Below are 14094 nucleotides of genomic sequence, written 5' to 3'. Positions count from 1 at the left end.
TGAACGATGCACAATGGATTGTCGTGAGACCAATGCGGCGCGACAACCCATTGTGCATCGTTCATTATACATTGTACATTCAGGGCAGAACTTTACGGCCTAGTTCTTCCTTTCTGAAGAAACAAGCAGTGCCATGATTGAACTTCCCGTTATCCCTTCCGAAAAACAGCGCGCGAAACGTCCCGACTGGCTGCGGGTGAAACTGCCCATTGGCCCGGAGTATGCGAAGGTTCGGAAGCTGGTTGATACCTATAAACTACATACCATCTGCGAGAGCGGCAATTGCCCCAACATGGGCGAATGCTGGGGCGCAGGGACGGCCACATTCATGATTCTGGGCAACGTCTGTACGCGCAGCTGCACGTTCTGCGCCGTGGCAACGGGCCGACCCAACGAATACGATGCCGATGAGCCGCGTCGCGTGGCCGAAGCCATCGTGCTGATGAAGGTGAAACATGCCGTCATCACGTCGGTTAACCGCGATGAATTGAAAGACCGGGGTGCCGAAATCTGGTACCAGACGGTGCGCGCGGTGAAAGAAGCGTCGCCTACGACCACCATCGAAACGCTGATCCCCGACACCAAAGGCAACTGGGACGCCCTGATCCGTATGATCGAAGGCGGACAAGAGGTAGTGTCGCACAACATGGAAACCGTGGAGCGCCTCTACCGCCGGGTCCGTCCGCAGGCCCGTTATGAACGCAGCCTGGAGCAGATTCGCCGGACCAAAGACTTTGGCAAACGCACCAAAACGGGTATCATGCTCGGGCTGGGCGAAACGCAGGATGAGGTCTTCAAAGCCATGGACGACCTGGTCGAAAACGGCTGCGACGTGCTCACGCTGGGCCAGTACCTGCAACCAACCAAGATGCACCACGAGGTGATCGAATGGATTCATCCCGACACGTTTGCGATGTACAAAGAAGCCGGTGAGCAACGCGGCATCAAGTTCGTGGAGTCGGGGCCGCTGGTCCGGTCGAGCTACCACGCCGAACGCCACGTGAACGTATAAAGAAACATCCTCCGTAGTCGTTAATCATCATGGGCGGTGATTTGTGAGTCAAACGCAACAAATGACCACGAATGACGATTAATGACTACGGAGGACATTTCTTTTCATGAAGAAATACGATTATATCATTGCGGGCGGCGGTATGGCTGGCCTGAGCCTGGCGTATTACATCAGTCAGTCGAAACTGCGCGATAAGTCGATCCTGATCGTCGATAAGGAGGCCAAAGACCAGAACGACCGAACCTGGTGTTTCTGGGAGCGCGAGACGGGGCCCTTTGAACCCGTTTTGTTCCGTAAGTGGAATACCGTCGATTTTTACGGCACCACGCTGTCGGGATCGCTCAACATCGGCGACTATCAATACAAGATGCTGCGTGGTATCGACTTCTACGACCACGTCAAAGCTCATCTGGCCCAGTTTTCCAACATCGAGTTTCGGTTGGGGACGGTCAACCGGATGAAAGATACGGCCGACGGCGGCTTTCTGATCGTAGACGACGAGCCGATGATCGCCGACCTGATTTTCGACAGCACGCACCCGCTGAACCTGCGCGATCCGGCCAACCACAACCTGCTGCAACATTTTAAAGGATGGGTCATTACGGCCCAGAAACCGTGTTTCGACGTGGCACGCCCGCGCATGATGGACTTCCGCGTGGCGCAGGAAGGCGACTGCCGGTTTCTATATGTCCTGCCGTTCGACGAAAAAACGGCGATGGTCGAGTACACCATCTTCAACGACCACCTGCTCACGCCCGAGCAGTACGAACAGTCGCTCCGCACCTACATCGACACTTACATTGATACGGGCGGCTATCAGATCAGCGAGACCGAGTTCGGCGTGATCCCCATGTCGGACGTACCCACGCCCGAACATCCTGGTGATCACATCGTCCGGATTGGTACGGCGGGGGGCTACACCAAACCGTCGACGGGCTACACCTTTCAACGTACCCAGCAGAATCTGCGCGAACTGGTGAATATGCTGGCCGCTACAGGTCGCCCTGAACGCCGTAAACCGTGGCTCATGCAGACGTTTAAAGGCCTGCTCGATAGTGTGCTGCTGAACGTGTTGCAGTACAAACGGCACCCCGCCGACGACATTTTTACGCGCCTGTATGAGCGCAACCCGCCCGCCCGCATCTTCCGGTTCCTCGACGAAGAAACGTCGCTCTGGGAGGATCTGCGCATTATGAGCACCGTACCGCTGGGCCCCTTTACCGTCGGGGCGTTCGATGTGATGCGGAAGCGGGTGTTCTAAACCTGGCAGCGCTCAGCGCGGACGTAGCCGTTTAACCACAGGATGGGCGTACTTTTGGGTAATGAATGATGACCAACGTACCCCGCGGGGAGCCGCCCAGCGGAGTGCTGCCCAGCAGGGAGCCGCCCAACCTGCCGTCGCGCAGGTACTCACTGCCCTTGGTATCGACGCCCTGAACCCGATGCAGCTTGCTGCTGAGGCGGCTATCAAGCCCGGCACCGATACGTACCTGATCGCCCCCACGGGGTCGGGCAAGACGCTGGGTTACCTGCTGCCGGTACTGGCCCTGCTCCGCGCCGATCGGCCGGGCGTGCAGTGTCTGGTGTTGGTGCCTTCCCGCGAGCTGGCTATGCAGATCGAGCAGGTCTGGCGCAAGATGGCGACGGGCTTCAAAGTCAACGTTTGTTACGGTGGGCACTCGGCCGAAACGGAAGTGCGCAACCTGAGCAACCCACCGGCTCTGCTGATTGGCACGCCGGGCCGCATCGCCGACCACCTCACCCGCCGCTCCTTCGACCCAACGAGCATCGACACGCTGGTGCTGGATGAGTTCGACAAGTCGCTGACGCTGGGTTTCCACGACGAGATGGCCTACATCATCGACCTGTTGCCCAACCTGCAAACGCGGGTACTGGTATCGGCCACGGCGAGCGTGCGCGTGCCCGACTTCGTAAATCTGCATAAGCCCACCCGGCTCACCTTTGGTACAGAAGAAAGCAACCCCGTTTCGCTGACGCTGAAGGCCGTGCCAACCGCCGGACCCGACGACCGCGAGGCGCTGTTCAAACTGCTCTGCACGTTTGGCGACGATGCGGCCCTGGTATTCTGCAACCTGCGCGAGACCGTTGAGCAACTGACCGATTACCTGAATCGCAACGGTCTGTATGCGGCTGCCTACCACGGCGCTTTGGAGCAGGATGCCCGCGAACGCGCCCTGATCCGGTTTCGCAATGGCAGCGTCACGTACCTGATCACTACCGACCTGGCCGCGCGTGGCCTCGACATCCCCGAACTTCGGCACGTCGTTCATTACGAACTGCCGACCCACGAAACTGAGTTTACGCACCGCAACGGTCGCACCGCCCGGATGCACGCCACCGGCACTGCTTACCTGCTCTTGCCCGACCGCGGACCCTCCGACGACGTACCTGGGTACGTTCCTGACGACCTCGACACGTACCCATTGCCCGCCAAAACGCCACCACTGCCCGCACCACCCGCCTTCGTGACAATCTACGTGAGTGGTGGCAAGAAAAACAAGCTGAGCAAGGGCGATATCGTGGGGTTCTTTATCCAGAAAGGCCAACTCGCCAACCAGGATCTGGGTCGCATCGAAGTGGGCGACTACATGGCTTTTGCTGCCGTTCGCCGCGACCGCGTTACCGATCTGCTCGCCCGCGTTCGGGATGAAAAAATGAAAGGAAAGAAATACAAAATCGACGTGGCGCGGTAGGCAGCGTGAGGCTGGGTATACGTGGCCTTTTTTGTACTGTGGGCTGAGGAATTGCGGCTGTCACCTAAGCTTGCCGGAGGATCAGGCGGCAGTGACAATTCCTTTGCCGACACGCGTTTGCGATCCCTCAATCTAGCCAATGGTGCTCAAACCGCGCCGGTGTAACGATTGTGCCTTATGGCTTTACAGATAAAGCCTTAGTTTTGTGCTTTCAAACTAAGTCATAACGGAGTCGCATGCCCTATCTATTTACGTCCGAATCTGTTTCAGAAGGACACCCCGACAAAGTCGCCGACCAGATCTCCGACGCACTCATTGATAATTTTCTTGCGTTCGATCCCAGCAGCAAAGTAGCCTGCGAAACGCTGGTCACGACGGGGCAGGTCGTGTTGGCGGGTGAGATCAAAACCGAAACCTACCTCGACGTGCAGAAGATTACGCGGGAAGTGATCCGCAAGATCGGCTACACCAAGAGCGAGTACATGTTTGAAGCGAACTCGTGCGGGATTTTCTCGGCGCTTCACGACCAATCAGCCGACATCAATCAGGGCGTTGACCGGGAGGTGACCAACGACGACTTCGAGACAAAAGCCAACGCGCAGGGTGCCGGTGATCAGGGCATGATGTTTGGCTACGCCACCAACGAGACCGACAACTTCATGCCGTTGCCGCTCGATCTGTCGCACAAGATCCTCCAGGAACTGTCGCTGATTCGCAACACCGAGCCGAACCTGATCGGCTACCTCCGTCCCGATGCCAAATCGCAGGTGACGATCGAGTACTCCGACGATGACCGGCCCATTCGGATCGATACCGTGGTAGTATCCACCCAACACGACGATTTTGATTCGGACGAGGCGATGCTGGCGAAAATCCGCGAAGACATCATCAACGTGGTGATCCCGCGTGTGAAAGCCAAGCTGAAGCCCGAATTGCAGGGCCTTTTCAACGACGATATCACCTATTACATCAACCCCACGGGTAAGTTCGTTATTGGCGGTCCGCATGGCGATACGGGCCTGACGGGCCGGAAAATCATCGTGGATACCTACGGCGGGAAAGGCGCACACGGTGGCGGCGCGTTTTCGGGGAAAGACCCCTCGAAAGTCGACCGTTCAGCGGCCTACGCGACCCGGCACATCGCCAAAAACATGGTCGCCGCGGGCCTGTGCGATCAGGTGCTGGTGCAGGTATCGTATGCCATCGGCGTGGCTAAACCCTGCGGACTGTATGTCAATACGTACGGCACGGCCAAGGTGTCGATGCACGACGGCGAGATTGCCGAAAAAATCGGTCAGCTATTCGACATGCGGCCGTACGCCATCGAGCAACGGCTCAAGCTGCGCAACCCGATCTATTCAGAAACGGCTGCCTACGGGCACATGGGCCGCAAAAACGAGGTAGTTACCAAAACCTTCGGCTCAAACGGCACGAGCAAGCAGGTCGAAGTAGAACTGTTCACCTGGGAGAAACTCGACTTCGTCGATCAGATCAAACAGGCGTTTGGGCTGTGATGAATGACTAATGTATAGTGCACAATGCACAATGGGGCTGGCGCGTCTTACTCTTGCGCCAGCCCCATTGTGCATTGTGCACTATACATTATTCATTAAAACTCGTCCTGCTCTTGCTCAACGGCGTTTTCTTCGAGCTGATAACGAGCGCTGGTAATCGCCGGGCTTGAGAAGTCGGTGCGTTTCTGTTTGCAGCGCACCAGTTTGTCCTTCATCACATCGACCAACTGATCCACAGCGGCTTCAAAGGATTTATTGCGTTCAACGACAAAGAGTTCTTTTCCAGGAATGTTGAGCCGCACCTCAACGATTTTGTCTTTTACTTTGGCCGATTCGGCCCCATCCAGTTTTAAGAAAACCTCCGCACTTACGATGCGGTCGTGGAAGGTGTCGAGCTTGTTGAGTTTCTTCTGAATGAAATCCAGAAGTGTCTGATCGGCCGTGAAGTGCACGGCGTGAGTTTGTACTCTCATACTGTCCAAGCGGTTATAAAGTGAAACATATACCAATGGACTACCTAAGTTTGCCAAAATGGCTATACGAGTCAACCCTAACGTCGAAATATCCAAACGTGTTTCACGGGTAATCTGAGCAAATGGCGCTTTAGGTAAGAGAGTGTCCCAATATGCCCGTGCGTGGAACAGTCCCCAAATGAAGATTCTTTATATTGTCTAACTATGGCTCTGCCAAAAGCTAAAACGTGCCCATTTGGACACAAAAAAGCCCAATTGGCTGTGTAAACCAATTGGGCGCTTCAAGTACTGCTGCTGGTTACAGGTCAGCTATAGACTTGTTGATTTCGTCTTTTGTTTTGCCCGTCTTCTGCTGAATCCGGCCCCACATTTCGTCTTCTTTTCCGTCGGCGTATGTCAGATCATCATCTGTCAAGTCGGCATAAGCCTGCTTGATTTTCCCTTTCATTTCGTTCCAGGCGCCTTTCAATGTTGTCTCGTTCATGATGTTGAATGGATTTACGTGTATGTATGCCAGACTCACACTGAGTCATGCCTATAGAACTGAATCAAGAAAAGATTGTTTGATGCACTGACATAAAGGATAGCAAGAATAAATAGACGTGACTTATTCCCAGATAATTAACTGATCGTGGTTGTACCACGGCTGTAACTGGGCATCGTAGCGCGCTTCGATCACGTTGCGCTTGATCTTCATGGTGGGCGTCATCATGTTGTTGTCGACGGTCCAGGCGTCGCGCACGACTACCACCTTTCGCACGCGCTCGTAGGCGTGGAGGGTTGGGTTCAGTGCGTTGATGGTGTCTTCCAGGCTGCGCTCTACCAGAATCCGCTCGGCATGTTTGCCCATCTCCGAGAGCACCACCAGCGCCATCGGCTGCGGTAACTGCTGCCCGGCCACGCAAATCTGCTCGACGTAATTGTTGTCGGCAAAGCCAAACTCGATCTGCGACGGCGCCACATATTCGCCTTTGGCCGTCTTGTACATCTCCTTCACGCGCCCCGTAATGGTCAGGTAACCGTCGTTGTCCAACGTACCCACGTCGCCCGTTGCCAGCCAGCCATCCTGTAAGACCTCGCGGGTCAGGTCCGGGTTTTTGTAATAGCCGCGCATCAACCACTTTGATCGGGTCAGGATCTCGCCCGTATCCGGAGCAATAGCCACGTCCATGCCGGGGTAGTGCTTGCCCACCGTTCCGTCGCGCATGTCGTCGAGGGGCATCATCGATACGGCCCCGAGGTTTTCGGTCATTCCGTAGGCTTCCTGAATACGAATGCCCATCCGCCGGAACCACTGAATAAGCGATTTGGGCATGGGCGCGGCACCCGTCAGGATGAGTACGGCCTCGTTGAGCCCCAGCCCCTGCCGGATCTTCTTCTTTACCAACCCCGATACAATCGGGATGCTGAGCAGGCGGTCGAGCTTCGATTGCGACATTTTGGCCAGCACACCCTGCTGAAACTTGGTCCAGATGCGGGGCACGGCCAGAAAATGCGTGGGTTTGGCGGTCGCCAGGTTTTTGGCAAACGTATCGAGCGATTCGGCAAAATAGACCGTGCCGCCCGTTGCCAGGCTCGTTGCCTGCACAATGTTGCGCTCGGCGATGTGGCAAAGCGGCAGGTACGAAAAGAACCGGGCGTTGGGCGTATCGTGCTTGAGCAGAATGCGGGTGTCGAACAAGGCCTCTGATACGGCCTGATGGTCGATCATGACCCCTTTGGGCGTTCCCGTCGTACCCGACGTATAGATAATGGTGAACAGATCGTCGGGTTGCGGGCGGGCAACGGTCGTCATGGGCTCATAATGCGCCATAATCTCGTCCCAGGCCATCAAGTCGCTCCGATCCGACAGATCGGTGGCGGGGCCGTAAGTGGGAAAACCTACGAGAGTAACGCCATCAGGAACGCCGGCTTTCATGCCCGTCCAGTTATCCAGTTTGCCGACAAACAGGACGGGGCAGCCGCTGTGGGTGAGCACCTGATGGAGTTGCTCGGCGGTGAGGGTAGGGTAGAAGGGAACCGAGATATGCCCACTCAGCAGAATGGCCAGATCGGCAATGAGCCAGTGGGCGCAGTTTTTCGAGACCAACCCGATGTTGCTGCCGGGCGGTAGCCCCAGCGCGTTCAGGTACGTGGCCATCCGGCGCGCCTGCTGCCCAACTTCGGCCCAGGTGTAGTCGATGAACCGGTCGCCCACGGGTTGACGCAGGTACGTTTGCGTAGGCTTTTCGTGCTCCCACCTCAAAAAAAGGTCCGTCAGGGTGGGGGAGGTAACCGGTGAATTGGGTGGAGCGGTCATCTGCATAGTCAGTTGATAGTACTTTTAAATGCAATTTAATACTTAAAAAAGCATATTATACAGGTCTAAACAAAATCCTGAACAGTCGGTTAGGATGTGACTGTAGCAGACCGTTGGTGACCAACCCGGCGGCCATACACCCTCAACGACATGGCAACGACAACAACCCGGAAGGCCGATTCGAAAACGGCGAAACGTAAAGCCGACGACGGCAAAGCAACGCAGCGTACAAAGCTGTCAGCAACGAAGAAACCCGCTGCGACCAAATCGACCAAAAAAGCCGATAACTACACGGATCCTGAGCTACGCGAGAAGCTGAAAGCGGACATTAAAGAAGGTGATAAAGGGGGCAAGGCCGGGCAATGGAGCGCCCGGAAAGCCCAATTGCTCGCCCACGAGTATGAAAAAGCGGGCGGCGGCTACAAAGACGACCACAAAACGGAGTCTCAGCAGCACCTCGACAAATGGACCGATGAAGACTGGCAAACGGCCGATGGTAAACCCGCTGAGCGCGAGGGGGGTACGACGCGTTACCTGCCCAAAGAGGCTTGGGATAAGCTGTCGCCTGCCGAAAAGAAAGCGACTAACGCTAAGAAAGTAGCCGGTTCCAAAGCGGGCAAGCAGAACGTACCTAACACAGAAAAGGCCAAAAAAGCCAGAGCCAGCAAGAAGGACTAAAGCAATAAAGTATCATCTATGTGACGTATAAGTAGCCAGAGGTTGATTTTGGTTGCCTAATTTAGGGGCAGACTAACTAAACCCGTTATGCGCCTTTATTCCCTATGGCTACTTACATTCTGCCTGATAATGCCCTCGCTGCTGTTGGCTCAACCCCACAAAACGGTGAAGAAACGCTCGATGCATTTGTTCGAGCAGTTTGAGGTATTGGCTGATAACGACACCGTGCGCGACGGGGCTTATCAGAAACGCAGCATAAAGGAGCGTAAGCTATTCGAAGAAGGGCAGTACAAAGCCAACAAACGGGTGGGTGTCTGGACCTTCTACAGTGCGTCGGAGCAGCCCGAACTGGTCTACGACTACGACACCCGGCAGGTAAAGAGCAGCAGTAGGGGCTCTTCGGCCTCGTCGGTGGCGCAAGTGCAGGAGGGCGATAGTGTGGTGGCGATGGTACTCGACGATGGGCCCGTGTACCTGGCGAGTTCAGCGCAGGTGTACGGTATCATCGCGCGCACCGTTCGGTTGCCGGCTAGCCTGCAACGGAATGGCGTGAACTTCGTGTCGTTCAAGGTCATGGCAACCGTGTCGGCTAATGGCACGCGCTACCGCGTCATCTCGTCGAATCAGGATAAAGAGCTACTCAAAAGCTGCCGCGAGGCGGTCGATCTGGCGTTCAAAGACGTCGACTGGGTGCCCGCCCGTTACCGAGATCAGCCCGTCACGGCAACGTACCTGTTTGAGGACGTCACGCTGCAAGGCTACATCCGCCCCCGCTGATAGGGCCGTTACATCCGCACCATCAGCCGGGTCGTCATCTCGTTTTTCCAGGCGACAAAATCACCCGCTGCGATGTGCGCGCGCGCCTGCCGAACCAGCCACAGGTAAAACGTCAGGTTTTGCAGCGAGGCGATTTGCCCGCCTAGCAGTTCATCGGCTTTGAAGAGGTGGCGCAGGTAGGCTTTGCTGTAAAAGGTGCTCGCATAGCCCCCCAAGGTGGCGTCGATGGGGCTGAAATCGCGGCTCCACTTCTCGTTTTTGATGTTGATGATGCCTGCCGTGGTAAACAACAGCCCATGCCGGGCGTTGCGGGTGGGCATCACGCAGTCGAACATATCCACGCCCAGCGCAATGGCTTCGAGGATGTTGGCGGGCGTACCCACGCCCATCAGGTAACGGGGCTTGTCGCGCGGCAGTATCTCGTTGACCAGGTCGATGGTCTTGTACATGTCCTCGGCGGGTTCGCCCACGGCCAAACCACCGATGGCGTTGCCGGTCCGTTCTTTACTGGCGATCGTCTCGGCCGACTGCCGCCGCAGGTCTGGGTACGTGCTGCCCTGCACGATCGGAAACAGGTATTGCTGATAGCCATAATGCCCTTCGGTTTCGTCGAATCGGCGGATGCAGCGGTCGAGCCAGCGGTGAGTCATGTCCATCGAGGCTTTGGCGTAAGCGTAATCGCAGGGGTAGGGCGTGCATTCGTCGAAGGCCATCATAATATCGGCCCCGATCGTGCGCTGAATGTCCATGACCCCTTCCGGCGTGAAGGTGTGCTTCGAGCCGTCGATGTGCGACTTGAACGTCACGCCTTCTTCCTTGATCTTGCGCGTATTCGACAGCGAATACACCTGATACCCGCCCGAGTCGGTCAGGATGGGGCGCTGCCAGCCGTTGAAACCGTGTAACCCGCCCGCCTGCCGCAGCACGTCGAGGCCGGGGCGCAGGTAGAGGTGGTAGGTGTTGCCGAGGATGATGTGGGCGTTGATGTCGGTTTCAAGTTCGCGCTGATGCACCGCCTTCACCGTCCCCGCTGTGCCCACGGGCATAAAAATGGGCGTTTGAATGGCCCCGTGATCCGTCGTCAACGTACCCGTGCGGGCCTGCGACTGCGGATCAGTCTGTTCAATCGTAAATGTCATAAGCTAGTCAAAGCGGTATTCCGCCTGGAGCGAAGGGGCCGAAAAGAGGGCGAGTCATGGCAGAACCAATCGCAACCGTGCGGTGCTCCCTCCGTCACTCTTTCGGTCTTTCACTCTTTAGTGCAAAGGTACGTCGCTATCTTTACAGACCGTTTCCCCCACGTACTCATTTGATAACACCGCTACGGTTCTTGTGATTCTCTTTCTACTGGCAGGCTGGCTCGTTGTGCTGGCTGTTCAGGTTGGTTGCCTGCTGTTTCTGTTTGCCCGAACGGCCCTGCGCCCCGTGGCTGACCTCGCGCCGCCAACGGCCCCTACAACGGGCGTAACCATCGTGGTTTGCGCCCATAATGAGCACGATAACCTGCTCGAATTGCTCCCGCTGCTGACGGCGCAGGACTACCCGCTCTACGAAGTGCTGGTGATGGATGACCGCTCGACCGATCTCTCCGACGTGCTGCTGGATGAGATGGTGACGCTGTTGCCCAACCTGCGCTTCATCCGGATCGACGTGGAAGCCGCGCACGTGACGCCCAAAAAATACGCCCTGACCATCGCCCTGAAAAAGGCAACGTACCCGGTCGTGCTGCTGACCGACGCCGACTGCCGCCCCGCCTCCGACCAATGGCTGGCGGGTATGGTGGCGCTGCTTGGGAACAAGGACACGGAAATCGTGCTGGGCATCTCGCCCTATGAGCGCGCGCCGGGCCTGCTCAATTTCCTGATCCGCTCCGAAACGCTCTTTACCGCCGTGCAATACGTGTCGCTGGCGCTGGCGGGGCGAGCTTACATGGGGGTGGGGCGCAACCTGCTCTACCGCCGCGAGGTCTTTTTTCGGCATAAAGGCTTCTACAGCCACATGCGCATTTGGGGCGGCGACGACGACCTGTTTGTGAACGAGGCCGCAACGGCGCAGAACGTCGCCGTGAGCCTGCACCCCGACACCTTCACGACCTCGGCCCCCAAACGTACCTGGGCCGACTGGAAGCGGCAGAAACAACGCCACCTGAACGTGGGACGGCAGTACAAGAACGGTGACAAAGCCATGCTCGGGCTTATCACGGCCTCGCACGTGCTCACCTGGCTTTTGGGGCTGGGCGTGGCTGGGTACGTGCTATATCTGGCCCTGACGGAGCAGCGGGAGGCCCTCCTGAATCCGATGCTGTTGGCGGCAACGGGCCTGTTTGTGCTGCGTTTTGGTTTATTTTGGGGAATCATTGGCCGCATCAGCCACCGGCTCGGCGCGATGGTGCGCTGGTACGCCATCCCCGCCACCGACCTGCTGCTGGCCAGCTATTATTGCTTATCGACCGCCCGTATGGCCCTTACCTTCCGTCAGAAACAAACGGGCTGGTAGTATAGATAGAATGAACAATGTACGATGTATAATGTACAATGGCTCCGCTCCCGGACTCTGTTCATTAACCAAATCATTGTACATCGTGCATTGTACATTATTCATGGAACAACTCCTTTCTTACTTTCCCAACCTCACGGATGAGCAGCGGGCGCAGTTTGCGGCGCTGGATGGGCTCTACCGCGACTGGAACGCGAAAATCAACGTGATTTCGCGGCAGGACATCGACGCGTTGTACGAAAAACACGTGTTGCATTCGCTGGGCATTGCCAAAGTGATCCAATTCAAGCCCGGCACCGAAATCCTCGACGTAGGCACGGGCGGCGGCTTTCCGGGTATTCCGCTCGCGATTCTGTTTCCGATGGCTAAGTTTCACCTGGTCGATAGCATCGGCAAGAAAATCACGGTGGTGAAGGAAGTGGCCGGCGCGCTGGGCCTCACCAACGTGCGGGCGGAGCAGGTGCGCGTGGAGCACCTGAGCGAGACCTACGATTTTGTGGTGAGCCGGGCCGTAACGCGCTTGCAGCCGTTTATGGGCTGGGTACGTTACAAGATCACCAAGCGCGGCAACAACCACTTGCCCAACGGTGTTTTATACCTCAAGGGCGGCGACCTCGCCGAGGAAATCGCCGAAATTCCCGAAAAAACGAAGATTTACAACCTCGCCGACTATTTTGCCGGTGAGTTTTTCGAAACCAAGAAAGTACTACACATTAAAAAGTAGGTTGTCTGTTCACGGTTTGCTGTTGGCAGGCGCAAGCCTAATCCGGCGGCAGCCAACACAAGACCGTGAACAGATAACGGAAAGACAATTATGAACGAACGATTCTCCAGCAGCAGTTTTAAAGATCCGATCCGGCGCGACGTGATCGAATTCAACGACAAAGGCGTCACCTTCCGGGTGAAGAAGCTTATCGGCGGTACCGACAACTTCGTGTTCTACTCCGACATCTCGGGCGTTGAGATCGACAACGGTCTGTTTTTCGCGACCATCCGCGTGATCCCCCGCGCCCGGCCCGAGATCATCATCAATAACTTCACCAAGGGCGACGCCCGGCGCGTGAAGGAACTGATCCTGCAGCAGGTGCCCAATCACCGCCCCGATGCCTTCGGTGGCCCGACGACCTTCGGTCCGCGGTAAAAATTTTTGGCATTGATCGGGGCGCATTAGTGATTGGTTGTCACCGAGTTCTGACGACCGACCCGCCGAGGTGAGCCGATCAATGACATTTTTTTAGGCCAAACACTTGCGCTGGGCCATTCTACGCCCTACTTTTGCACCACGATTTCACCGCAACGGTAGGTCGTCCGGCACAATCCCGAATAGCTCAGCCGGTTAGAGCATCTGACTGTTAATCAGAGGGTCGCTGGTTCGAGCCCAGCTTCGGGAGCATTAAGTATCAAGCACTTACGTTAAATCGTGAGTGCTTTTTTTATGCTTTGTGCAATGTGACGTGCAATGCATTTGTTGCTTATTAACTGAGGAGTGCTACCGTGACGGCAGTCTGCGCGCGAGGAATAAGAAAGTACTGGTTATGAAGTCTAAGTTTAGCTTGAACCCCTCCGACGTAGCGGAGTCTGAGTTTGGAAGTACGTCTGGTGGGGGTAGGGGCGGTCGAATGACTAGGACTTCCCGCGCTACTGGTTTGACTGCGGCCCGCGTGGAGCTGTTGCATAAACCGACGGGCATAGTTGTGTCGGCAGAGGTGCCGCAGGGCCACTATAGTCGGCAGGAGCTGATTAAGCGACGTAAGGTGTTGGAGGCTCAATTATGGGCTGAGTTAGAACAGAAGGTCATCGCCTTTTTGCGGCTACCTGGTTATTGATGCTAGTCGGTGTGTAGGCCGCCTGTTGGTCAAAAACTGCCTACGGCTCCTTTCGCCAACTAATAAATCCGTCGCGCGCATACCACTTATCTAGTCCACCACTACCTGATTTTGCAGAGCAGACGGACGATATCGCCTGGCCGCTCCGGGCATAGATTAAGCTTCGTTAGGGCTATCCAGCCTACTCGTCCGCTTCTGTGGTGGCGCGCGGAATGCCCGAGATTGTTTCATCTAGCAACAAATGAGTGGGAATCTCCATTACCAGAAATATAGACTGATAGCGCAAGCATTCACCGTTAACCGTG

General features: G+C 56.3%; 13 protein-coding genes and 1 tRNA gene. 10 read left to right on the top strand and 4 right to left on the bottom strand.

Annotated features, from left to right (window positions below):
* The first annotated feature begins 133 nt into the window (after window positions 1–133).
* From lipA to metK, 4 genes are all read left to right on the top strand, one after another.
* Entirely contained in the window at window positions 134–1012 is an 879-nt protein-coding gene (gene lipA / locus FAES_RS22770; protein ID WP_015333542.1) for a lipoyl synthase, read from the top strand.
* 106 nt (window positions 1013–1118) lie between these two features.
* Window positions 1119–2273 (top strand): lycopene cyclase family protein, encoded by a 1155-nt coding sequence (locus FAES_RS22765; RefSeq protein ID WP_015333541.1) that lies wholly within the window; start codon window positions 1119–1121, stop codon window positions 2271–2273.
* Between the two features lie 61 nt (window positions 2274–2334).
* Complete coding sequence (locus tag FAES_RS22760; RefSeq protein ID WP_015333540.1) at window positions 2335–3726, top strand: DEAD/DEAH box helicase; 1392 nt, start codon at window positions 2335–2337, stop codon at window positions 3724–3726.
* Between the two features lie 236 nt (window positions 3727–3962).
* Window positions 3963–5240 carry a methionine adenosyltransferase gene (gene metK, locus FAES_RS22755; protein ID WP_015333539.1) on the top strand — a complete coding sequence of 426 codons (1278 nt, stop codon included), beginning with the start codon at window positions 3963–3965 and terminating at the stop codon, window positions 5238–5240.
* Window positions 5241–5335: 95 nt separating this feature from the next.
* On the opposite strand, the gene FAES_RS22750 is transcribed toward metK, so the two are convergent.
* The 3 genes from FAES_RS22750 to FAES_RS22740 all read right to left on the bottom strand — a co-directional run bounded on the left by FAES_RS22750 (window position 5336) and on the right by FAES_RS22740 (window position 8018).
* Window positions 5336–5713, bottom strand: coding sequence for an HPF/RaiA family ribosome-associated protein (locus FAES_RS22750; protein ID WP_015333538.1), 378 nt, complete (start codon window positions 5711–5713; stop codon window positions 5336–5338).
* A 298-nt stretch (window positions 5714–6011) separates the two neighbouring features.
* Window positions 6012–6197 (bottom strand): CsbD family protein, encoded by a 186-nt coding sequence (locus FAES_RS22745; RefSeq protein WP_015333537.1) that lies wholly within the window; start codon window positions 6195–6197, stop codon window positions 6012–6014.
* Window positions 6198–6320: 123 nt separating this feature from the next.
* Window positions 6321–8018: an AMP-binding protein gene (locus tag FAES_RS22740; protein ID WP_015333536.1), complete on the bottom strand. Its 1698-nt coding sequence runs from the start codon at window positions 8016–8018 to the stop codon at window positions 6321–6323.
* Window positions 8019–8162: 144 nt separating this feature from the next.
* On the opposite strand from FAES_RS22740, the gene FAES_RS22735 reads away from it, so the two are divergent.
* Window positions 8163–8690, top strand: a complete 528-nt coding sequence (locus FAES_RS22735) for a hypothetical protein (RefSeq protein WP_015333535.1) — start codon at window positions 8163–8165, stop codon at window positions 8688–8690.
* 129 nt (window positions 8691–8819) lie between these two features.
* The gene (locus FAES_RS22730; protein WP_041258306.1) at window positions 8820–9467 is read left to right on the top strand and encodes a hypothetical protein; all 648 of its coding nucleotides are present in this window, start codon (window positions 8820–8822) and stop codon (window positions 9465–9467) included.
* 8 nt (window positions 9468–9475) lie between these two features.
* Here the strand turns inward: FAES_RS22730 and tgt are convergent, their stop codons facing one another.
* A complete protein-coding gene (gene tgt, locus FAES_RS22725) occupies window positions 9476–10606 on the bottom strand; it encodes a tRNA guanosine(34) transglycosylase Tgt (protein ID WP_015333533.1) in 1131 nt (376 codons plus the stop codon).
* Window positions 10607–10799: 193 nt separating this feature from the next.
* Here tgt and FAES_RS22720 point away from each other — a divergent pair, with 193 nt between their 5' ends.
* The 4 genes from FAES_RS22720 (at window position 10800) to FAES_RS22705 (ending at window position 13354) form a co-directional block, all read left to right on the top strand.
* Window positions 10800–11963 carry a glycosyltransferase gene (locus FAES_RS22720; RefSeq protein WP_015333532.1) on the top strand — a complete coding sequence of 388 codons (1164 nt, stop codon included), beginning with the start codon at window positions 10800–10802 and terminating at the stop codon, window positions 11961–11963.
* Window positions 11964–12066: 103 nt separating this feature from the next.
* Window positions 12067–12687, top strand: a complete 621-nt coding sequence (gene rsmG / locus FAES_RS22715) for a 16S rRNA (guanine(527)-N(7))-methyltransferase RsmG (RefSeq protein ID WP_041258305.1) — start codon at window positions 12067–12069, stop codon at window positions 12685–12687.
* Between the two features lie 90 nt (window positions 12688–12777).
* Window positions 12778–13104: a PH domain-containing protein gene (locus FAES_RS22710; protein ID WP_015333530.1), complete on the top strand. Its 327-nt coding sequence runs from the start codon at window positions 12778–12780 to the stop codon at window positions 13102–13104.
* A 176-nt stretch (window positions 13105–13280) separates the two neighbouring features.
* Window positions 13281–13354, top strand: a tRNA-Asn gene (locus tag FAES_RS22705).
* Window positions 13355–14094: the final 740 nt, after the last annotated feature.

The organism is Fibrella aestuarina BUZ 2 (assembly GCF_000331105.1).
Taxonomy (GTDB): Bacteria; Bacteroidota; Bacteroidia; order Cytophagales; family Spirosomataceae; genus Fibrella; species Fibrella aestuarina.
The sequence above is the reverse complement of the archived record's forward strand: the minus strand, read 5'-3'. Positions and strand labels throughout refer to the sequence as shown.